Raw genomic sequence first — 20,796 nt, forward strand, 5'->3', positions numbered from 1 at the left:
CTCAGCCTCCGGAGATGAGCTCGGCGGCCTGGTCGACCTTGTCCTGGGCCTCGGCGATGAGGCGCTCGCGCTCGGCGTAGTCGCCGGACTTGCCGGCCTCGTCGGCCTGGGCGAAGAGCGCACGCGCGTCCTCCAGGAGCTGGCCGACCTCACCCCCTTCGCCGTTGGTCGGCGGGGTGGTCTCGGCCGGTTCCTCGTCGGGATCGGTGGCCGTCGGCGGCGTCGGCTCGGCACCGGTGAGCGCGACCTCGAGGGCCTCGCTCAGCGTCGAGCCGTAGCCGACCCGTCCGTCATAGGAGACCAGCACGAAGGCCAGCTGGGCATAGCCCGAGGTCGAGGCGGTCGCCCGGCGGGCGTAGATCGGCTCGACGTACAGGATGCCGTTCTTCGCCGTCGGATAGGTGATGACCTGGCCCCACACCGGCGCCGAGCCGGAGCGGTTGAACGAGGCGACCTCGTCGGCGATCGCCTTGTCCGTACGGAACTCGTTGGAGACCATGCCCGGGCCCTGGGTGTCGTCGGGGAAGCCGGTGGTGATCCGGATCTTCCCGTAGTCCTCCGAGGTGGCGTCCGAGTCCACCGACATCATCGCCGCCAGGTTGGGCCGGTTGTAGGGCACGAAGGCGGACGTCAGCGACCAGCGTGCGGTCCCCTCCTTGTCGGAGAGGAACATCCGGTAGGGCGTCTGCTGGTGGTTGTCGTCGTTCGGGTCCTCGGGCACGGCCCAGCGCTCGTTGCCGGAGAAGAAGACGTCCGGGTCGGAGACGTGGTAGCGCGCCAGCTGGTAGCGCTGCACCTTGTAGAGGTCCTCGGGATAGCGAAGGTGCTCCATCAGCTCCTTCGGGACCGACGACTTCGGCATCACGGTGCCGGGGAAGGCCGCCTCCCACGTCTGCAGGATCGGGTCCGACTCGTCCCACTCGTAGAGGGTGACCGTGCCGTCGTACGCATCCACGGTCGCCTTCACCGCGTTGCGCATGTAGTTGATCTCGTCGGTCGGCAGCGTCTGCACGCCGGTCGAGGTCTGGGTGGCGTCGTCGGTCATCGAGGCGAACGAGTCACGCGCGGCCTGCGGGTAGCGGTCGGTGGTCGTGTAGCCGTCGACCACCCACTGGATCCGTCCGCCGACGACGACCGGATAGACGTCGTCGTCGAGGGTCAGCCACGGCGCCACCTTCTGCACCCGCTCCTTCGGAGAGCGGTCGTAGAGGATCTCGGAGTTCTCGTTCACGCGCGAGGAGAGCAGGAAGTTCGTGGAGCCGAACTGGATGGCGTACATCAGCTGCCGGAAGTTGGAGCCGATCGGGACGCCGCCGGCACCCTCGTACGTCGTCCTGGTCTCGCCGTCCTCGGAGTTGTAGTCGAGCTCGACGGGGTTGCCCTTGCCGGCCTTGCCGACGATCGAGTACTCCGGCGAGTCCTCGCCGAAGTAGACCTTGTCCTGGAACTTGCCCTGGCCCGAGGTCAGGTCGTGCTGGCCGGTGCGGTCGCCCTCGGCCCACTGCATCTGGTTCGACTCGTTCTTGTCGTCGGCGCCACGCATGTTGGCGTAGGAGGCGATCACTCCGTTGGAGTGGGTGTAGACCGTGTGCAGGTTGGTCCAGGTGCGGTCGGAGTCGGAGATGCCGGCCTGGTTGAGCTCGCGTACGCCGAGCACGACCGCCCGCTCCTTGCCGCCGACCTCGTAGGTGGAGATGTCCAGCGGCTCGTGCACCGAGTAGTAGGAGCGACCCTGTTGGACCTGCTCGAACTCGCGGTGGACCACCGCGGGGTCGACGATCGGCAGCGAGGACGCGGTCTCGTCGAGCTGCTCGGGCGAGGCCCCGTCGGCCTCCGCCTGCGAGGTGTACTCGGTGACCTCGAGGTCGTCCTTGGCGATGCCGTAGGCGTCCTGGGTGGCCTTGATGTTGGCCGCCAGGTAGGGCTTCTCCTTGTCCTGCTCGCTCGGCCGGACCTGGAAGCCCTGCACGACCGCGGGCCAGATCATCCCGATCAGCAGCACCGAGATCGCGAACAGCGAGATCGCGATCGAGGGCAGCTGCCAGCTGCGCCGCCACATGTTGAGGATGAACAGCACGCCACAGATCACCGCGATCCCGAGCAGGATCTGGTTGGCCGGAAGCACCGCGTGCTCGTCGGTGTAGGTCATCCCGTCCAGGCGAGGCCCGGAGCCGTTGACCAGGTCGTAGCGGTCGACCCAGTAGTCGAGCCCCTTCACCAGCAGGATGAGCCCGAGCATGGCGCTGAGCTGGATCTGCGCGGAGCGGGTGAACCGGTCGCGCTGCGCGGTGAGCCGGATGCCGCCGTAGACGTAGTGCACGATCATCGCGCCGATCGTGCCGAGGATCAGCCCGGTCAGCGCGAAGTTGACCAGGTAGTGCCACCACGGCAGGTCGAAGACGTAGAAGCCGATGTCCTTGCCGAAGAACTCATCGGTCTTGTCGAAGTCGCGCCCGTGGCGCCACATCAGATACGTACGCCACTGGCCGGCGCCCGAGAAGCCGGCGAAGATCCCGGAGACGCCCGCGATGCCGATCAGCAGCCAGGTGCGGATCGGGGCGATCGCGTCGCGGTAGCGGTCCAGGCCACCGATGTCGTCGGCCGGGTGGAAGTAGGGACGGGTGCGGTAGGCGAGCGCCGCAGGCAGCCCGATCATGATCGCCATCAGCACGAAGAAGATGACGAACAGTGCCGTACGCGTCCAGAAGACCGTGCCGAAGACGCTGCTGAAGTCGATCGCGTCGTACCACAGCGCGTCGGTGTAGATCGCCGCGAAGGCGCTGATGCCGAAGAAGAGCACGATGACCGAGACGGCCGCGATCGCCAGCCATCGGTTGCGGCCGGTGCTCTGTGTGCGCGCCGGTGCCTGTGCCGGGTCGTCGTCGTCAAAGAGGCTCATGCTTCACCCTCGCTGTCGCCATTCTCCTCAAGCGGAGCCTCCTCAAGAGTGACACGCAGCAGTTCGAGGAGCTCGGGGACCAGGTCGACACCGCCGATGACCGACTGGTCGTCGTCGTGCGCCTTCAACCGCAGAGCACAGTACGTGGCACCAGCACGTGTCGCGCCGGCCACGATGCGTACCTCTTGCCGGTCGGGGTGCGCCTTGGCGAACTCCGCGGCCGCCTCGGCGTCATCGGGGATCTTGCCGTCGGCGTCGGGCGGCAGCACGAGGCGCTCGACGACCGCCGCGCAGCCGGTGACCCCGGCGGGCCAGGCGGTCGTCTGGAGGACCTCCTCCAGCTGGGTCGTCACCGGCACCTGGTCCTGCTCGATCGGGGTCAGCGACCCGTCCTGATCGGGGGCGTCCAGGCCCATCATCGTGGCGAGCGCGGGCTCGGCCTCGACCAGCGCGGCGGTGTCGACCAGCGCGAAGAGCCTCGCCGGTCCGTCCCAGCCCTCGCCGGCGACGTGGGCCTCGATCTCGAGGACGGCAGCGGCCAGGGCGGGGTCGGTCTCCAGGTCGAGACCGCGGCTGAGCTCAGGCGTGGGCTCAGGGGTGTCGTTCACTTCGTGCTCCCACAGGTCGGCAGCTTGGCATTCGGGTCCTCGGTCCAGGTTTCGATCGCCTTGATGGCGTCGTCGAGAGTCTCCACACGGGTCAGGCGCATGTCACCGTTCTCGGCGCCCTCGACGTCTTGGCAGTTGCCGGCCGGCACCAGGAAGAGCTCGGCTCCGTCCGACGCCGCACCCGGGATCTTCTGCTGGATTCCGCCGATCGGGCCGACGTTGCCGTCACCGTCGATGGTGCCGGTGCCGGCGATCTTCTTCTCGCCGGTCAGCGCCCCCTCGGTGAGGGTGTCGTAGACCGAGAGCGCCATCATCAGTCCGGCGCTCGGTCCGCCGATGGCCGGGTCGAGGGTGATCTTGACGTCGTAGGGGAAGTCGTAGGTCGCTCCCAGCGAGACGCCGATGAAGGCCTTGCCGTCCTTCTCGCCGGTCTTGATGGTCTCGGTGAGCGTCTTGCCCTTACGCTCGACGGTCAACTCGACCGTGTCACCGGGCTCGACCTTCTGCACCTCGGCGACGACCTCCTCGGGGGTGTCGACCGCCTTGTCGCCGACCTTGGTGACCACGTCGTCGGCCTTCAGTTTGCCGGTGGCCGGCGCGTCCTTGGTCACCTCGGCGACCGAGACCTCGTCGACGTCCTCACCGAGCTTGGTGAACGCCGCAGCGATCGCCGCATCCTGGGCGCTGGCCATCTGCACCTGTCCGGCTTCGCGGTCGTCCTCGACGGTGCCCTGGTCGGGGTAGGCGACCTCGCGCGGGTAGACCGCCTCGGTGTCGCTCATCCAGGCGCCGAGCAGGGTCCAGAGCCCGAGCCGTGCCTCGCGGGTGGTCTCGGAGACCGTGGTCATCCGCAACTGTCCCTTGTCGCGGTAGCTCTTGTGGCCCTCGACCTGGACGATGTCCTTGCCGTCGAACTCGCCCAGGACGTTCACCGTCGGCCCGGGGCTGTAGATCGTGTAAGGCAGCGGAACGACCCAGGCGATCACGATCAGGGCGACCACGAGCGGCAGGGCGACGAGGCCGGCCAGGGTGCGCTGTGTCATAGCGTCACCTTCTCATTCGAAACCAACTGCACCCTAAGAGGCGTCGCGGTTGACACGGACCGCGACTCCGGTCGACCTGTCGGGCGGCGGCTGGGGTGCTGCGTACCTTCTCGAGCGCTCGCGCGTCTTCTCCTTCTCGAGCGCGATCCCGAGGCGGCGTACGACCTCTTCGCGGTCCTGCTCGCGCCCCTCACGTCCGAGGAACGCGACCCAGGCCATCGCCAGCACGGTGATGACCGCAGACGGTACGAGCCAGAGCAGGATGTCCACGTACGCAGCCTATTTGGTCAGCACAACGGCGCGCATCAGGGCGCGCCGACCCACTCGTCGGTGCCGTCGGTGAAGACCTGGTGCTTCCAGATCGGCACCTCGGCCTTGAGGGTGTCGATGAGGTCGCGGGAGGCGGCGAAGGCCTCGCCACGGTGGCCGGAGGCGGTGGCCACGATGACGGCGATGTCGCCGATGTCGAGGTGGCCGGTGCGGTGGACGGCGGCGACACCCGCGACGCCGTGGTCGGCGGCCACCTTCTCGGCGACATCCGCCAGGCGGGCGAGGGCACTCGGATGGGCCTGGTAGTCGAGGCCGGTCACGCCCTTGCCGCCGTCGTGGTCACGTACGCGGCCGACGAAGAGCGTCACCCCGCCGGAAGCGTCGTCGTCGAGTGCGGCCAGCACCTCGGCGACATCGAGAGGGGTCTCCCGGATGTCGAGAAGCTTGACGGCGCCATTCTTCGGTTCAGCCATGGAACCAGCCTAGTCCTTGCTGACAGCGGGCTTCCGTAACCGCGTAGGCTGGACACATGAGTCAGACCCCAGGTGGCCCCGACGAGCCGGAGGAGCCGGAGAACCCCTTCAAGGGCACGCCCTTTGAAGCGTTCTTCGGTGGTTTCCCCATCGGCGGCGTCGGCGGAGGCCCCGGCGGCATGCCTGACCTGAGCCAGATCTTCGGTCAGATCCAGTCGCTGCTACAGCCCTATGACGGCCCGCTGAACTGGGACGTCGCGATGGACCTCGCCCGCAAGGTCGCCGCGTCCACGCCCGACCCGACGCCTTCGCAGAAGCAGAAGGACGCGGTCGCCGACGCGATCCAGCTGGCCGACCACTGGCTGGAGGAGACCACGTCGTTCCCCTCCGGCGTGAAGTCCGCAACGGCCTGGTCGAAGGCCGAGTGGTTGGTCAACACCCTCGACGCGTGGAAGCCGCTGATCGAGCCGGTCGCAGCCTCGACCGCGGCCGCCATGAGCGGCCAGCTCCCCGAGGACATGAAGGCCCAGATGGGCCCGATGATCGGGTTCGTCGGCAAGGCGATGGGCGCGTTGTACGCGAACCAGGCCGGCACCGGTCTCGGCCATCTCGCCGGCGAGGTCATCTCCGTCTCCGACATCGGCATCCCGCTGACCGAGCCCGGTCAGGCCGCGCTGCTGCCGGTCAACGTCGAGCCCTTCGCCGAGGGCCTGGGCGTCAGCACCGACGACGTGCTGCTCTTCCTGGCCCTGCGCGAGGCCGCCCACCAGCGGCTCTTCGCCGGCGTGCCGTGGCTGCGTGACCACGTGGTCTCGGCCGTGACCGACTACGCGCGCGGCGTCGAGCTCAACATGGAGGCCATGCAGCAGCGCATCGAGGAGCAGATGCGCGGCCTGGACCTCTCCGCCATGCAGGACCCGTCCCAGCTGCAGAACATGTTCGAGGAAGGCATGTTCGAGGTGCCGGACTCGCCCGCGCAGAAGGCGGCGCTGGAGCGGCTCGAGATCGTGCTGGCGCTGGTGGAGGGCTGGGTCGACGAGGTCGTCGCCCTGGCCACCGCCGAGAGGATGCCGGTCGCGGCGCAGCTGCAGGAGGCCGTACGCCGCCGCCGGGCTGCCGGCGGTCCGGCCGAGCAGACCTTCGCGACCCTGGTCGGCCTCGAGCTCCGGCCGCGACGGCTGCGCGACGCGGCCGCGCTGTGGGGATCGCTGCGCACCCGGCAGGGCATCGAGGCCCGCGACGGCGTCTGGATGTCCCCGGCGCTGCTGCCCACCTCGGCCGACCTCGACGACCCGCTCGGCTTCCGTGAGGGCGCCGAGGCCCCCGATGTCGACTCGATCGACTTCGACGCGGAGCTCAAGAAGCTGCTCGGCGGAGACGCTGACGAGTGAGTCTGCACGCTGACGCGCTCGCGATGCTGCGAGTGTGGGAGGCGCCGTCGGCTCCGCAGGAGACCTTGCGGCAGCGCTACGTCTCCCATCTCGAGGCCGAGCCCACCGGGGTCTTCAAGTCGTGCGTCCCCGACCACCTGACAGCCTCGTGCGTGGTGCTCTCCGACGACGGTTCTGCGGTGCTGCTGACCCACCACCGCAAGGCACGGCGCTGGTTCCAGTTCGGTGGTCACCTCGAGCAGGGCGACCCGACCCTGTGGGCGGCCGCCGCCCGCGAGCTGCGTGAGGAGTCCGGAGTGCCGGACCTGGCGCCGCTGCCCGGGCTGGTGCAGCTCTCCGAGCACCCGGTCCCCTTCTGCGCTCCGTCCGGCGACGTCCACCACCTCGACGTACGCTTCATGGCCGTGGCTCCCTCCGGCGCGGTTCCGGCGGTGAGCGAGGAGTCGCTGGACGTACGTTGGTGGCCGGTCGACGCGATCCCCGAGCCCGAGGACAACCTGCTCGAGCTCATCAAGCTCGCCCAGGCTCGCCTCTAGCGCCGGCCTCCCGGGGTCGTGCCGAGTGCCGTGTGGGCGGTCGGACGGCGGCTGACGGCGAGCGCGGCGGGCGGTTCACCGGCGTACCTGACGACGTCGCGGGTCAGATGGCTCTGGTCGGCATAGCCGTGACGAGCGGCGACCTCGGCGACCGGCAGGCTGCCGAGGCGATGTATCGAGCTTGTCGAGATGTCGGCGGCGGCGCGCTCGAAACGTACGACACCGGCAGCTGCCTTCGGGGCGAGGCCGACGGCGCGCTGGAAGCAGGTGGTGACGTACCGGTGGCTCCATCCGGTCTCGGCCACGAGGTTCCGGATACGCACCTGACCTCCGGACTCGGTGATCCGGTCCCACAACCACAACACCAGCGGGTCGGGCTGATCGCCGGCCTGATCGCCGGCCTGCGCGAGCAGCGCGGACTGGACCAGGTCGAGCCTCGGTCGCCAGGTACCGGCCGCTTCGAGCCGCTCCGAGAAGGATGCCCCGAGCTGCGGAATCAGGTCCTCTGCCGCCATCACCCTGCCGGCCACCTCACTGCCCGGGACACCGAGCAGCCGAGAGACACCGAGCGGCGTCAGGTAGACCTGCACGCACGCATGGCTACGCCCGGACCGGGTCGAGACCGGCCCGGGCATGAAGCCGGAGACGAACGACCCGTACGTCCCGGCACCCTCCCCCGCGGCGACCTCGACGATCTCGAACGGGTCCCCGAAGGAGAGGACCAGCGGCAGCAGGGTCCCTGCGGGCTGGCGCCGCTCGAGCGGCACGGCCGACTGCTCGCGGAAGCCGACGATGCCCGCCACCAGACCCTGCAGTCCGGAGTGGGTGGGCAGTCGTACGATCTCGCGGGTCACGCCCGTCATGTATCGATGATCGCCGGTCGATTTCGTTCAAGCCAGCCGATTCGCGCAGGGAGCAGGCTGTCGTCATGCGAAAACTGGCGATCGTGGAGTTCTTGAGCGTGGACGGCGTGATGCAGGGGCTCGGCTCCCCCGACGAGGACCGGGATGGTGGCTTCGAGCACGGCGGCTGGGGCGCGCCGTACGGCGCCGCGCTCGGGGAGATCCTCTCCCCCGACATCGGCGCGCAGACCTCGGCGTACGTCATGGGACGGCGGACCTACCAGAAGATGGCAGAGTTCTGGCCGACCCAGCCCGACACCGACCCGATGGCGGCGAGCCTCAACTCTGCCCCGAAGCACGTCGCGACCCGCACTCTCGACGACCTGGCCTGGAGCGGTGCGAGCGTGCTCGAGGGAGATGTCGTCGAGGCGGTCGCCGGCCTCAAGACGGAGGGGCAAGGGACCATCGTCGCGCTCGGGAGCGGTGACCTCGTCCGTCAACTGATGAGCGCCGGGCTCGTCGACGAGCTGCGGCTGTTCGTACATCCGTTGCTGCTCGGCACTGGCAAGCGGCTCTTCGGCGACCTGCCGTCGCCGTGCTCGCTGCGGCTCGAGGACATCGCCTCGACGAGTCTCGGCACGGTGGCGCTCACCTACGCCGTGGGTCAGTCGATCTCTTCGGCCCCTTCGACATCGTCGTCCTCCTCGCCCGGAGGGGCGGGGAGCTTGGCGGCTGCGGACCAGCCCGCCAGGTAGCCCTTGGCGCGCTCGGCCTGCGGATAGCGGTCGACCCACGCCCAGAACGCCTCGTTGTGCTTGGCCTCGAAGAGATGGGCGAGCTCGTGGACGAGGACGTAGTCGACGACCCAGCTCGGCATGCCGCGGAGCCGGTCGCTGAGCCGGATCGAGCGGTCGCCGGGGGTGCACGAGCCCCAGCGGCTGTTCTGGTTGTCGACCCAGCGCACGGAGTCGGGCTTGGCCAGACCGCCGAAGTACTGGTCGCTCAGCGCGGCCGATCGTCGCATCAGATCATCGTCGCTGGGCTTGCGACGCCGTTCGGCCTTCTCCAGGCGGGCGACCATCTGCTCGACCCATTCGGCCTCCTCCCGCTGGGACATCGCGGCCGGGATCATCACGATGATGCGGTCGCCGTCACGGTAGGCAGAGACCGTACGCCGACGCCGCTTGCTGCGTCGCACCTCGATCTCCGGGCCGTCCATAGGTCAAGAAACTACCTGTTCGCCCAGGCCAGCAGGCGATCCCGAGGCCAGGTGTTGATGATCCGTTCCTCTTCGATACCCGCCATTTCGGCTCGTTCGCACCCCAGGACGAGGAAGTCGAGCTGCCCCGGAGCGTGTGCGTCGGAGTCGATCGAGAAGAGGCAACCGGCGTCGCGGGCGAGCTCGAGGAGCTTGGTCGGCGGGTCTCTCCGCTCGGGCCGGGAGTTGATCTCGACCGCGACCTGGTGCTCGGCGCACGCCTCGAAGACCTTGCGGGCGTCGAACTGGCTGCCGGGCCGGGTGCCGCGGTTGCCGGTGACCAGTCGCCCGGTGCAGTGACCGAGCACGTTCATCCGGGTCGTGGAGACCGCCGTGACCATCCGCTTCGTCATCTGCTCCTTCTCCATCTTGAGCTTGGAGTGGACGCTGGCGACCCGCAGCTGGAGCTTGGCGAGCATCTCGTCGCTCTGGTCGAGGCTGCCGTCGTCGAGGATGTCGACCTCGATCCCCTTCAGCAGGGTGAACCCGTGCCCGGCGAGGTGGTCGTTGACCGCGTCGACCACACCGAGCTGGCGCTCCAGGCGGGCGGCGCTGAGGCCGTTGGCGACCGTCAGCCGCGGACTGTGGTCGGTGAGCACGAGGTACTCATGTCCCAGCTCGATCGCGGTGAAGGCCATCTCCTCGATCGGCGACCCGCCGTCGGACCAGTCGGAGTGGCTGTGCAGGTCGCCGCGGAGCCTGCTCCGCAGCCTCTCCCCCGCTCCGGCAGCGGTCAGCGGACCGCCATGGACGCGCTCGGTGTCCTGCAGCCGCTGCGGAACCTCGCCGCGCGCGGCCTCGGCGATGACCTTGGCCGTGCTCGCCCCGACCCCGCTCAGCTCGGTCAGGGTGCCCTCGGCCGCCCGGCGGCGTACGTCCTCCTCGGAGAGGGGCAGGATCGCTGCCGCCGCGGCGCGGAACGCCTTCACCTTGTAGGTGTCCTCGCGCCCGCGCTCGAGCAGGAATGCGATCCGACGCAGGGCTGCGACGGGGGACAACGGCTCGCCTACCAAATCTTCCTCCAACTATTTTTGCCTCCACAACCGGTGGAGAATGCTTTTCCCAGGTCAAGGTCCTGATTCAACCGAATATTCTCCTTTCGGTCACTTGGTTACTCACAGGAAAGAGCGTGTCTTCCACCGGCTGTCCCCAAGCAAAGCCGGGTTGTCCACATCTTGTCCACAAGCGACACGGAGTGGGACGTTGACGCGCTCCCACATCCTCTTTAAGTTCGATGTCAGTGGGACCCCCGGCGCCGCCGGACGGCCTTCGCAAGGGGAAGGCGAAGGACGATCCAGGCACCGGGGGTCCCTCCAGTTTTCTCCTCGCCCCGAGACCTTCGCGAGCGCCTTCGGCAGACCTTCGATGCGTCCTCGAAAGCCCCGAATCCCCCGGTATGACGCCAACACGCCGACACTCGCTTGATAGCCCGTGTTGCCGCAGGAAGCGCCGCGTGTCGTAGGGTCGAGTTGGCTCGTCATGACGAGCTTCCGACGGGCTTCCCTGACAACCCCGTCGCGACGACCAGTTACATATAGGCAAGGAGGCCGTCATGGCGGAGACCTGGAGCGGCGAGTTCTACTGCGTGAAGTGCAAGGAGAAGCGCGAGGCGACCGGTGAGATCCGGGTGAACGACAAGGGCACCAAGATGGCCAAGGCCGTCTGCCCCGTCTGCAGCACCAATCTCAACCGCATTCTCGGTAAGGCCTGAGCCTGTTACCCCGCGAGGAACGAGCGGGGTAACAACGCGAAGGGATCGAGCGAGCGCAGCGGGTGAGCCTGCGAACCCGCGAAGCGGGTCGAGATCCAAGCCACCCGGAGCAGTAAGCCAGCGCGGCTCGAGACCTACCAGCGCACGATCAGCGGCGTCCCCCGGCACGACCGGGCGACGCCGCTGCCACGTTTTCGGAAGTTATCCACAGGCCCTGTGGATTGCTGCTGCAGGAACTCCAGCGCGGTGTGAGACTCCCGGCATGAGCACGCGCTACCGGATTCGGCCGGGGTATGTGGCCGTACGACGTGATGAGACCCGACTCCAGATCGGCATCGACCCGCCACGGCGGGCGATCGTGCAGGACGGCGTGGAGGTACGCCGCCTGCTGACCGACCTCGCCGCGGGCCGGGCAGTCGAGCCCGACCACCTGCCCGGGCGGCACGCGATGCAGCAGCTGGGCAACGCGGGCCTGCTGATGGACGCGGACGGCGGCGACCCGCCACCACGGGTGGGCTTCGACGGTCCGCCTGCCCTGCTCTCGGCGGCACGGGTGCTGATCGGATCGGCGCCGGCAACGCCGAGCATCCCGGACATCGTCGTGCTCCTCTCCGAGGGACCGCTCGACCGCGAAAGAGCAGATGAGCTGGTGCGCGAGGGCCGGGCACACCTCGTCGTCGAGAGCGGACCCGACACCTGGACGGTGGGCCCGCTGGTCGTCCCCGGGGTCACAGCCTGCCTTCGCTGTGTCGACGCGACGCTCGCCGAGGAGGACGAGCGGAGGGCCGTGGTCGTGAGCCAGCTCGTCGGCAACGAGGTGCCGAGCGACCCGCTGCTGCAGTCCCTCGCGCTCTCCTGGGCCGTACGCGACGCCCGCACCTACCTCGCCGGACGCACCCCCGCTTCGTGGTCGGCTTCGGTGGTCCTCACCCGGGACGACGCGCCCACCGTGCGGCCCTGGCTGCGGCATCCCTACTGCGGCTGCGCCTGGGACCTGATCGCCTCGGCCGGACCGGGCGCGGGCGAACCGGCTTGACCAGCACCGACGCCTCCGGCACCCTTGCGGACATGGTCACGAAGAGCGCGCTGCGACGACGAGGCATGGGTCTCTGACCCCGCCTTTGCGTCAGCCTGCCCTCTTCACCTCCTAGGACCACTCTCGTGCACGAGCACACTCTTGCCCTGTCCGCACACCTGCAGGACGCCGTCGTCACCTGCTTCGGCGACGCCTATGCCGGTATCGATCCCGAGCTGCGGCCGGCCACCCGGCCCGAGTTCGGCCACCTCCAGTCCAACCTGCCGCTGCGGCTGGCCGGTCCGCTCGGCCTCGCGCCGCGGGAGATCGGCACCCGCCTCATCGACGCCGTCGACATGGGCCGGCTCGGCACCCTCGACCTGGCCGGCGCCGGGTTCCTCAACCTCACCTGGTCCGCCGACCTCCTCAGCGCGGTCGTCGGCGACCTGCTGACCGACCCACACCTGGGCGTACCCACCCCGGAGAGCCCGCAGCGGGTCGTCGTCGACTACTCCTCCCCCAACGTCGCCAAGCCGATGCACGTCGGCCACCTGCGCTCCACGGTCATCGGCGACTCCCTGGCCAGGGTGTTGGCCTACGCCGGCCACGAGGTCGTACGGCAGAACCATCTCGGCGACTGGGGCACGCAGTTCGGCATGCTGGTCGAGGAGCTGCTCGGCGAGGGGCTCACCGATCCGGCGGCCGTCGCCGACCTGGACATGACCGAGCTGCTCGCGCTCTACCAGCGGGCCAAGGCGCGCTTCGACGACGATCCGGGTTTCGCCGTGGCCGCCCGGCAGCGGGTGGTCGCGCTCCAGTCCGGCGAACCGACCACCCTGGCGCTGTGGCAGGCACTCGTCGACGCCTCGATGGCCGAGTTCGAGGTCGCCTACAGCCGGCTCGGCGTACTCCTGACCGCTGACGACTTCGACGGCGAGAGCCGCTACAACCCGCAGCTTCCGGGCGTCGTCGACGACCTGCGGGCATCGGGCCTGCTCACCGAGTCGGCCGGCGCGCAGGTCGTCTACCCCGACGGCTTCACCGGCCGCGACGGCGCGCCGCTGCCGCTGATCGTGCGGAAGGCCGACGGTGGGTTCGGGTACGCCGCCACCGACCTCGCCACGATCCGGCACCGGGTCGACGACCTGGCCGTGGATCGGATCGTCTACATCGTCGACCACCGGCAGAGCCAGCACTTCGAGATGGTCTTCGCCGTCGCCCGCGCCGCCGGCTGGCTGCCCGACTCGGTGGAGGTCCAGCACATCGGCTTCGGCACCGTGCTCGGCCCCGACGGCCGGCCGTTCAAGACCCGCTCGGGAGAGACGGTGTCCCTGGCCGCGCTCCTGGACGCCGCCGAGGAGGCCGCCGCGGCCAGCTACGCCGGCCCCGAAGTCGTACGCGCCGTGGCCAACGCCGCGGTGAAGTACGCCGACCTCTCCAACAACCTCGCCCGCGACTACGTCTTCGACCTCGCCCGGATGTCGGCCACCACCGGCGAGACCGGCCCGTATCTGCAGTACGCCCATGCCCGGGTGTGCAGCATCCTCGCGCAGGCTCCTCAGCAGACGTACGCCGTCAACGACCTCTCCCACCCGGCCGAGCAGCGACTGGCGCTGGAGCTGACCGGCTTCGCCGCGGTGGTCGCCAAGGTCGCCGGCACCTTGGAGCCGCATCACCTGACCGCGTACCTCTATGGCCTGGCGACCGCGCTGACGGCGTTCTACGAGAACTGTCCGGTGCTCAAGGCCGAGGGTGAGGTCAGGCAGACCCGGCTCGCACTGTGCGAGGCGACCCGGCGAGTGCTCTCAGAGGGACTCAGGCTCCTCGGGATCGAGGCGCCTCGAAGGATGTGAGCTCACGCCCACCAGTCGGAGTCGAGCTTGGCTTCCATGGAGCGCACGTGACGTCGCGAGCAGGCTTCGCAGAACGACTTCGAACGCCCACGCTCAACCGCGGTGGTCCACGCGAGGAGGCGGTTGGGGTCGGCCTCGTAGCATCCGCAGAAATCGCAGGTCTTCATGTCTCAACGATAGGTCGAAATCCTGCGGTTCAGAGGGTGCAACACCGAAATTCTGCATCACCTGAATGTCAGCGCCGTGTTACCTCCGGGAGGGCAGGACGCAGGCGGTGTCGAGGCCCAGAACGTGGTTGAGACGGCCGAACGCCAGCCACGATCCGAGGCACATGCTCAGCTCGACGATCTCGGCATCGGTGTAGTGGGCCGACATCCGGTCCCAGAAGTCCTGGTCGATGCCGTGGTGGTCGATCGCGTAGCGCTCGGCGAACTCGGCGGCGAGCCGGGTGCGGTCGTCGAAGGCGTCGGTCGTGCGCCACTGCTCGACCGCCTCGGCGAAGGACTCCTCGACCTTCTCCCCGTCTCGTTCGGTGCGCCAGTCGAGGCAGAAGACGCAGCCGTTGATCTGCGCGATCCGCAACCGGGCGGCCTCGAACTCGCGGAGCCCGAGCGTGGTGTGCTCGTAGACGGCGAGCGAGAGGCCGGCGGCCGCCGGGCCGATGCCGGGGACCATCTCGCCCCAGACGTACTCGATCGGATCCCGCCCGTCGGGGACGTCGACGATCATGCGGTCACACCTTCCTGGGCGGCCTTGGCCGCGCCGAGCCTGCCGGTCGCCGGTTGCAGCGGTACGTCGAGCGCGTCGTAGAGGCCGGGGGCCGAGTCGATGAGCCATTCGATCGCGCCGACGAGCCGTCCGACCGCGGTGGCGTTGCCGCCCGCTGCCCGGTTGCCGGCCTTGTCGGTCGCCTCGACCGTCACCTCGATCCTCGGGTCGCCCTCGATGATCACCCGGTGGGCGCCGTCGCCGTCGGGTGGCGTCGGCCAGTGCGGGGCACAGGAGGGGTGGATGCGGGTGACGTGCTCGACGACGATGAGCGGCTCCCCGGCGACGATCCCCTGGACCTCGAAGCGCACCGCGCCCTGGGTGCCCTTCTCGAAGTCGCCCATCGACTCCGTGGTCACGGTCTCGTCCAGCGGCAGCCGTTCGACGGTCTCCCGGATCTCGTCGAGCTCGACCTCGAGCCCGCGTGCGATCAACCGGACCTGGCCTCCCCACACCATGGTCGGCACGGTCTCCATGAGCATCGGGGCGTCGTAGTCCATCGGCTGCCCCATCCCGACGAGATAGCGGACGGAGTCGGGCTGGTCGTAGGTGGAGTAGTCGAAGATCTCCTGGCACCGGACGACGTCCACGGTGCTGCCCAGGCCGCTGACCAGCAGCGGCAGCACGTCGTTGCCCCACCCCGGGTCGACACCGGAGACGAAGAGGGACCCGCCGGCCTCGGCGATCGCGGCCAGCACCGGCTCGCGCATCTCCGGCGGAGCGTTGCGCTGGTCGTAGAGCGCGTAGAGGGCCGGCGTGACCACGACGGCCCCGGTTCCGAGAGCTCGCACGATGTCGGCGAGAGCCTCGTCCGGACGGATGTCGCCTGACGCTGCGTACACCACGGCCTGCGGACGTGTCGCGAGCACCGCGTCGATGTCGTCGGTGGCGGCGACGCCGAGATCACGGCCGAGCTCCGCGAGGTCGCCTGCGTCCCGGCCGACCTTCTCGGGGTCGTGGACGAGCACGCTCGTCAGCTCGAGTCGTGGATGTGCGTCGACCGCGCGGATGGCGAGTCGACCGATGTTTCCCGTGCCCCAAACGCATGCGCTGACCATGCGATCTCCCTTGCCGGTTGCCCTGTTGGTTTGCTTTGCCGGATTGCGTGAATGTTGCGAACCTGTGACACCCCCACCGGCATACTAGAACATGTTCTAGCAATCAGTGATGAAAAGGGAGGTCATCTTGAGCAACACACCACGAGAGGACAGGTCGCCGGGCCTGTCACGCCGAGGGTTCGTGCTCGGCGCAGGCTCACTGGCTGGTGTCGGGATGCTGGGAGGAGCATTCGGAGCCAGCCCGACATGGGCATCAGCTGCGGCGTCGTCGATCGGCAACGGCGCGCAGGTCCCGGTGCTGGTCATCGGCACCGGCTACGGGGGCTCAGTCGCGGCCCTGCGGCTGGCCCAGGCCGGCATCAACGTCCACATGGTCGAGATGGGGCAGGACTGGTCCACCGTCGCGCCCGGCCCGGACGGCAAGATCCACCCGAAGGTGAGCGCTCCGGACTATCGGTCCTTCTGGATGCGTACGCGGACCAAACAGCCGCTCAGCAACTTCCTCGGCTTCCCCATCGACAAGGACGTCCCGAAGTACGCCGGCATCCTGGACGCCGAGGACTTCGCCGGCATCTCCGTCTACCAGGGACGCGGCGTCGGCGGCGGCTCGCTCGTCAACGGAGGCATGGCCGTCACGCCGAAGCGAGAGAACTTCGGAGCCGTCCTCCCCTCGGTGGATGCCGCGGAGATGTACTCCACCTACTACCCGCGGGCCAATGCCGCCCTCGGCGTCGGATCCGTCGACCCCGACTGGTTCGAACGGACCTCCTACTACCAGTACTCACGCGTGGGCCGGAAGCACGCTCAGCGCTCGGGCTTCGCGTGGACGTTCGTCCCGGACGTGTACGACTGGAACTACATGGTGGCCGAGGACAACGGCAGCGTCCCGAAGTCGGCGCTGGCCCAGGAGGTCATCTACGGAAACAACCACGGCAAGAGGACGCTGCCGAAGACGTACCTCGCTCAGGCGACCGCCACCGGGAAGGTCACCATCTCCTCTCTGCACCGGGCCACCTCGGTCCGGCCCGCGGCAGCCGGTGGGTACGACGTCGTCCTGGAACAGATCAACACCGCCGGCGACGTGGTGGCGACGAAGACGGTCAACGCGGGCAAGGTGTTCTTCGCGGCCGGCAGCGTCGGCACGAGCAAGCTGCTGGTGAAGATGAAGGCGACCGGCGCGCTGCCCGCGCTGAACAGCGACATCGGCCAGGGATGGGGTGACAACGGCAACGTGATGGTCGGGCGCGCCAACCACATGTGGGACCCGACCGGTGACGTGCAGTCGACGATCCCGTGCTCCGGCATCGACAACTGGGACGCCGGCGGCGCCTTCGCCGAGGTCGCGCCACTCCCCACCGGAATCGAGACGTTCGCGTCCTTCTATCTCGCGATCACCAAGACCCAGCGCCGGGCGGCGTTCAGCTACAACTCGTCCACCGGCAAGGTCGACCTGTCGTGGCAGACCGCGTGGAAGCAGGACTCCATCACGATGGCGAAGACCATCTTCGACAAGATCAACCGCACGGAAGGGACGATCTACCGGACCGACCTGTTCGGCACGAACAAGATCTGGGGCGACCACCTGACCTACCACCCCCTCGGCGGCGCCGTCCTGAACAAGGCGACCGACAACTACGGCCGGCTGCACGGTTACAACGGTCTCTACGTCATCGACGGTTCGCTCATTCCGGGCAACACGAGCGTCAACCCGTTCGTCACGATCACCGCCCTCGCCGAGCGGAACATCGAGAGGATCATCGCCACCGACCTCTGACCGGATCGGGGCACAACATAGGACCGGCCAGTCCGAGGGTTTCTCGGACTGGCCGGTCATCTTCCACACCCGCGATCAGAGGGGTGAGGTATGGGGTCCCATCGGGGACTTACAGCGCGCGGGCAAGAGCCAGCTTCGCCTGGACGGCAGCTCGCTCGGCCTTGCGGCCCAGGCGAGCGGCCTTGACGAGGGCATGGCCTCGCCGCAGTTCACGCGCCTCTCCCAGGCGCGCGGACATTTGCGCGCGCGCCAGGTCTTCGTAAAGCAAGTTCATCTGAGTGCTCCGTACTCGGTTGGTGTTCATGTCTGTTGTTCTCCTGCTGGTCAGCGGGCTCCGGCGCCCATGGTCATCACGATCGGGTTCATGGCTGTTGCCTTTCGTCGTTGAAACGGCGGGTTGTTGATGGTGTTGATCAGGCGGCGTCCTTACGGGGCCGGCCACGGGGCCGCTTGCGGGGGATCACCTTCCCCTGCAGGAGCAGCTGGCCGCCCCAGACGCCCCAGGGCTCACGCCGGTCGAGGGCGCTGGCGAGGCAGAGCGGCTGCACGGGGCAGGTCGCGCAGAGTGCCTTGGCGAACTCGACGTCGGCAGGAGACTCGGCGAACCACAGCTCCGGGTTGTTGACCCGGCAGGGCAGCTGGTCCTCGTCGTAGCGGTTGGCGCGGTCATGGAGAACGCCGAGAGTGACCTCGGGCTCGAGAATGCTGGTCATATGTACACCTCCTTTGTGACTGATCGCGGGTTTTGAGAAACAGAAAGGCCGCGGATCCCGGGTTTCGGGTTCCGCGGCCTGGAGGCTGCTGTGACTACGTGGTTCTACGTAGTCGGACAGCTCCAGGCTCGAATCCCGTGGGACTTGACCTTGATGGCATCCGCCTGCGGGGACACGAGTCCCTCGACGCGCGTGCCGTAACCGGCGCCCATAAAGGCACCGGCAGCCGGGGTGGCCCAGGTCGGGCTGGACAGCTCGGGGTGGCCGCACGCGGACATGGCGATGCCATTGATCGGCGTCTTGATCTGGTTGATCTTCACTGGGGCCACCTCCTTCGGGGCTGTCGGGCGCGCCTCAACGGCGCGCGGTTTTACTTGATGAAGGAACAGTAACCGGCCGGGCATGTCGGCCGCAAACGATTAAACCGGTTGATTTCGAGGAATTTCTTTGAAGGGTTTTCAGGCGTCCGCGGCGATCACATCAAGGACTTCCGAGCCGTACGTCTCCACCTTGCTGCGGCCGATGCCGGCGATGCGCTGCAGATCCTGGAGGGTTCCCGGCTTCTGCTCGGCGATCTGCTCCAGTGTCGCGTCGGTGAAGACCACGAACGCAGGCTTACGGATCGCCTCGGCGGTCTCCTTGCGCCACTGCTTCAGCCGGCCGTAGAGCTCCTCGTCGTAGGGCGCGTCGCAGCCCTCGTGACGGCCCATCCGCTTCTCGGCCGCCGAGCCGAGCGGCCCGCCACAGGCGTTGCACATCCGCGCCTTCCCGGAGCCGGGGCGACGCGTCGGCACCGCGGACCGAGTCGGCCGCAGCGGGTCGAGGAACCGGGACGGCCTGCGTCGCGCGGCCTGGCCCGGCTGGCGCGCCAGCGCCCAGGACAGGGTCAGGTCCACCCGCGCCCGGGTGAGGCCGACGTAGAGCAGTCGCCGCTCCTCCTCGATCTCGGCCGGGGTCGGCTCCTCGCCGCGGAGGATGAACGGCATCGTGCCGTCCTGGAGGCCGACCAGGAACACCGAGTCCCACTCCAGACCCTTGGCGGCATGGAAGGTCGCCAGGGTCACTCCCGACGGGACCGGAGCGTGCTGTTCGGCCGCACGGCGGTCGAGCTCGGCGACGAGGCCGGCCAGGTCGCCGCCGGCCGCGGAGAAGGTGCGCGCCTGGTCGATCAGCGCCTGCCACGACTCCCAGCGGTCGCGGGTCTGCCCCCGCCCCTCGGGCGGTTCGGAGGTCCAGCCCATCCCCGCGAGGATCCCGTGGACCGACTCCAGCAGCTCGTCACCGATCACGGCACCCTGGCCGCCTCGCGCCGCGCCGCGGATCCGGGTCACCGCCTCGCGGACCTCGGGTCGGTCGAAGAATCGGGCGGCCCCGCGCAGGACGTACGGGATCCGGCGCGCGGTGAGCGCGTCCTCGTACGCCTCCGACTGGGCGTTGATCCGGAACAGGATCGCCATCTCGTTGTAGGGCTTGCCGGACTGGTGCAGACGCAGGATCTCGGCGGCGACGCCCTCGGCCTCGGCGACCTCGTCGGGCTGCTCGACGTGCTCGACCGCCGGCCCCGAGTCGCGCTGCGCCTGCAGCTGGACGCCGGCGCTCGGCGTACCTTCCAGGATCTTGTTGGCGGCCTTCACGACCTGCGGCGAGGAGCGGTAGTTGCGGACCAGCTCGACCGAGGTGGCGCCGGGGTGCTTCTTCGGGAAGTCACGCAGGTAGGCGGCGTCGGCTCCGGCGAAGGTGTAGATCGTCTGCGCCGGGTCGCCGACGACGCAGAGCTCGCTGCGCCCGCCCAGCCACAGGTCCAGCAGCGCCGACTGCAGCGGCGAGACGTCCTGGAACTCATCGACGGTGAACCACTTGTACTGCCGCCTGACCTGCGCCGCGACGCGCTCGTCGTGCTCCAGGAGGCCGGCGGTCAGGAGCAGCACGTCCTCCATGTCCATCCGCGCCTGGGTGCGCTTGACGTCCTCGTAGGCCGCGTAGATGTGTCCCACCATCGACGGGGTCAGACCGCCGACCTCCCGGCCCCGAGCCTCGGCCGACTTCGGGTAGTCGTCGGGGTGGACGTTGGAGACCTTCGACCACTCGATCTCCGAGGCCAGGTCGCGCGCCTGGGCCTGGTCGACGTTGATCCGCTGGCGCTGGGCGGCCGCGCGGATGAGCGGGATCTTCGACTCGGTCAGGTTGGGCAGCTCGGTGCCGTAGACCTTCGGCCAGAAGAACCGCAACTGGCGCAGAGCCGCGGAGTGGAAGGTCCGTGCCTGGACCGCGCCGGCTCCCATCGCCCGCAGCCGCTGCCGCATCTCCCCCGCTGCCCGGGTGGTGAAGGTGACCGCTAGGACCTCCTGCGGCGCGTAGACGCCGGTGGCGACGCCGTAGGCGATGCGGTGGGTGATCGCCCGGGTCTTGCCGGTCCCCGCACCCGCCAGCACCCGGACCGGACCCCGCAGTGCCTCCGCCACCCGGCGTTGCTCAGGGTCGAGGGCGGCGAGGAGGGACTCGGGGGTCATGGGCGGGGCAGGGTTCAATTGGGAATGGCTCCTCGGGGTGGGAACGTTATGCCTTGCAGGCCAAGACTATTGGC

21 protein-coding genes are annotated in these 20,796 nt (G+C 68.8%); 7 read left to right on the top strand and 14 right to left on the bottom strand.

The genetic code is table 11. The annotated features are described in order from the left end of the window. Position 1 precedes the first annotated feature (1 nt). Genes ABT304_RS18585 through ABT304_RS18605 form a run of 5 tightly spaced genes read right to left on the bottom strand, consistent with a single transcriptional unit; the run spans position 2 to position 5,293 of the window. A complete protein-coding gene (locus tag ABT304_RS18585) occupies positions 2–2,899 on the bottom strand; it encodes a UPF0182 family membrane protein (RefSeq protein ID WP_350717379.1) in 2,898 nt (965 codons plus the stop codon). Next, on the bottom strand, positions 2,896–3,507 hold the full coding sequence (locus tag ABT304_RS18590) for a PPA1309 family protein (protein WP_201451229.1): 612 nt from the start codon (positions 3,505–3,507) through the stop codon (positions 2,896–2,898). Before ABT304_RS18590 ends, ABT304_RS18585 begins: the two co-directional genes overlap by 4 nt. Next, a complete protein-coding gene (locus tag ABT304_RS18595) occupies positions 3,504–4,550 on the bottom strand; it encodes a YlbL family protein (protein ID WP_350717381.1) in 1,047 nt (348 codons plus the stop codon). Before ABT304_RS18595 ends, ABT304_RS18590 begins: the two co-directional genes overlap by 4 nt. Positions 4,551–4,583: 33 nt before the next feature. Beyond that, a complete protein-coding gene (locus ABT304_RS18600; protein ID WP_160027430.1) occupies positions 4,584–4,820 on the bottom strand; it encodes a hypothetical protein in 237 nt (78 codons plus the stop codon). A gap of 35 nt (positions 4,821–4,855) precedes the next feature. Next, complete coding sequence (locus ABT304_RS18605; RefSeq protein WP_160027428.1) at positions 4,856–5,293, bottom strand: molybdenum cofactor biosynthesis protein MoaE; 438 nt, start codon at positions 5,291–5,293, stop codon at positions 4,856–4,858. Between the two features lie 56 nt (positions 5,294–5,349). Here ABT304_RS18605 and ABT304_RS18610 point away from each other — a divergent pair, with 56 nt between their 5' ends. Together ABT304_RS18610 and ABT304_RS18615 are read left to right on the top strand one after the other, a co-directional pair. Further along, on the top strand, positions 5,350–6,684 hold the full coding sequence (locus ABT304_RS18610) for a zinc-dependent metalloprotease (RefSeq protein ID WP_160027426.1): 1,335 nt from the start codon (positions 5,350–5,352) through the stop codon (positions 6,682–6,684). Next, complete coding sequence (locus ABT304_RS18615; protein ID WP_350717384.1) at positions 6,681–7,220, top strand: NUDIX hydrolase; 540 nt, start codon at positions 6,681–6,683, stop codon at positions 7,218–7,220. The genes ABT304_RS18610 and ABT304_RS18615 overlap by 4 nt, the downstream gene beginning before the upstream one ends. On the opposite strand, the gene ABT304_RS18620 is transcribed toward ABT304_RS18615, so the two are convergent. Continuing rightward, positions 7,217–8,083: an AraC family transcriptional regulator gene (locus tag ABT304_RS18620; RefSeq protein ID WP_350717386.1), complete on the bottom strand. Its 867-nt coding sequence runs from the start codon at positions 8,081–8,083 to the stop codon at positions 7,217–7,219. The genes ABT304_RS18615 and ABT304_RS18620 overlap by 4 nt on opposite strands. Positions 8,084–8,148: 65 nt before the next feature. Here ABT304_RS18620 and ABT304_RS18625 point away from each other — a divergent pair, with 65 nt between their 5' ends. After that, positions 8,149–8,817, top strand: a complete 669-nt coding sequence (locus tag ABT304_RS18625; RefSeq protein WP_350717388.1) for a dihydrofolate reductase family protein — start codon at positions 8,149–8,151, stop codon at positions 8,815–8,817. Here ABT304_RS18625 and ABT304_RS18630 read toward each other — a convergent pair. After that, positions 8,727–9,281: a M48 metallopeptidase family protein gene (locus ABT304_RS18630; protein ID WP_350717389.1), complete on the bottom strand. Its 555-nt coding sequence runs from the start codon at positions 9,279–9,281 to the stop codon at positions 8,727–8,729. The two genes, ABT304_RS18625 and ABT304_RS18630, sit on opposite strands and share 91 nt — an antisense overlap. An 11-nt stretch (positions 9,282–9,292) precedes the next feature. Then, positions 9,293–10,318, bottom strand: a complete 1,026-nt coding sequence (locus ABT304_RS18635) for a PHP domain-containing protein (RefSeq protein ID WP_350717391.1) — start codon at positions 10,316–10,318, stop codon at positions 9,293–9,295. 554 nt (positions 10,319–10,872) lie between these two features. Between ABT304_RS18635 and ABT304_RS18640 the strand changes: the two genes are divergently transcribed. The 3 genes from ABT304_RS18640 (at position 10,873) to argS (ending at position 13,899) form a co-directional block, all read left to right on the top strand. Continuing rightward, the gene (locus tag ABT304_RS18640; protein WP_091051197.1) at positions 10,873–11,031 is read left to right on the top strand and encodes a DUF5679 domain-containing protein; all 159 of its coding nucleotides are present in this window, start codon (positions 10,873–10,875) and stop codon (positions 11,029–11,031) included. Positions 11,032–11,293: 262 nt separating this feature from the next. After that, positions 11,294–12,067: a hypothetical protein gene (locus ABT304_RS18645; RefSeq protein WP_350717392.1), complete on the top strand. Its 774-nt coding sequence runs from the start codon at positions 11,294–11,296 to the stop codon at positions 12,065–12,067. Positions 12,068–12,225: 158 nt separating this feature from the next. After that, positions 12,226–13,899, top strand: a complete 1,674-nt coding sequence (argS, locus tag ABT304_RS18650) for an arginine--tRNA ligase (RefSeq protein ID WP_350717412.1) — start codon at positions 12,226–12,228, stop codon at positions 13,897–13,899. Positions 13,900–14,145: 246 nt separating this feature from the next. Here argS and ABT304_RS18655 read toward each other — a convergent pair whose 3' ends face one another. Beyond that, positions 14,146–14,628 carry a carboxymuconolactone decarboxylase family protein gene (locus tag ABT304_RS18655; protein ID WP_350717394.1) on the bottom strand — a complete coding sequence of 161 codons (483 nt, stop codon included), beginning with the start codon at positions 14,626–14,628 and terminating at the stop codon, positions 14,146–14,148. Beyond that, positions 14,625–15,725: an NAD(P)H-dependent amine dehydrogenase family protein gene (locus ABT304_RS18660; protein ID WP_350717396.1), complete on the bottom strand. Its 1,101-nt coding sequence runs from the start codon at positions 15,723–15,725 to the stop codon at positions 14,625–14,627. The genes ABT304_RS18655 and ABT304_RS18660 overlap by 4 nt, the downstream gene beginning before the upstream one ends. Before the next feature lie 127 nt (positions 15,726–15,852). Between ABT304_RS18660 and ABT304_RS18665 the strand changes: the two genes are divergently transcribed. Then, on the top strand, positions 15,853–17,499 hold the full coding sequence (locus ABT304_RS18665) for a GMC oxidoreductase (RefSeq protein ID WP_350717397.1): 1,647 nt from the start codon (positions 15,853–15,855) through the stop codon (positions 17,497–17,499). A 109-nt stretch (positions 17,500–17,608) separates the two neighbouring features. Here the strand turns inward: ABT304_RS18665 and ABT304_RS30860 are convergent, their stop codons facing one another. The 4 genes from ABT304_RS30860 to ABT304_RS18685 form a co-directional block, all read right to left on the bottom strand. Beyond that, complete coding sequence (locus tag ABT304_RS30860; protein WP_502890375.1) at positions 17,609–17,941, bottom strand: putative WhiB-interacting protein; 333 nt, start codon at positions 17,939–17,941, stop codon at positions 17,609–17,611. Next, complete coding sequence (locus ABT304_RS18675; protein WP_141802912.1) at positions 17,913–18,212, bottom strand: WhiB family transcriptional regulator; 300 nt, start codon at positions 18,210–18,212, stop codon at positions 17,913–17,915. Before ABT304_RS18675 ends, ABT304_RS30860 begins: the two co-directional genes overlap by 29 nt. A 104-nt stretch (positions 18,213–18,316) precedes the next feature. Continuing rightward, positions 18,317–18,532 (bottom strand): hypothetical protein, encoded by a 216-nt coding sequence (locus ABT304_RS18680; RefSeq protein ID WP_160027406.1) that lies wholly within the window; start codon positions 18,530–18,532, stop codon positions 18,317–18,319. A 138-nt stretch (positions 18,533–18,670) separates the two neighbouring features. Beyond that, complete coding sequence (locus ABT304_RS18685; RefSeq protein ID WP_160027404.1) at positions 18,671–20,722, bottom strand: ATP-dependent DNA helicase UvrD2; 2,052 nt, start codon at positions 20,720–20,722, stop codon at positions 18,671–18,673. Between the last annotated feature and the right edge of the window lie 74 nt (positions 20,723–20,796).

It is taken from the genome of Nocardioides sp. NPDC000445, assembly GCF_040300245.1.
Classification (GTDB): Bacteria; Actinomycetota; Actinomycetes; order Propionibacteriales; family Nocardioidaceae; genus Nocardioides.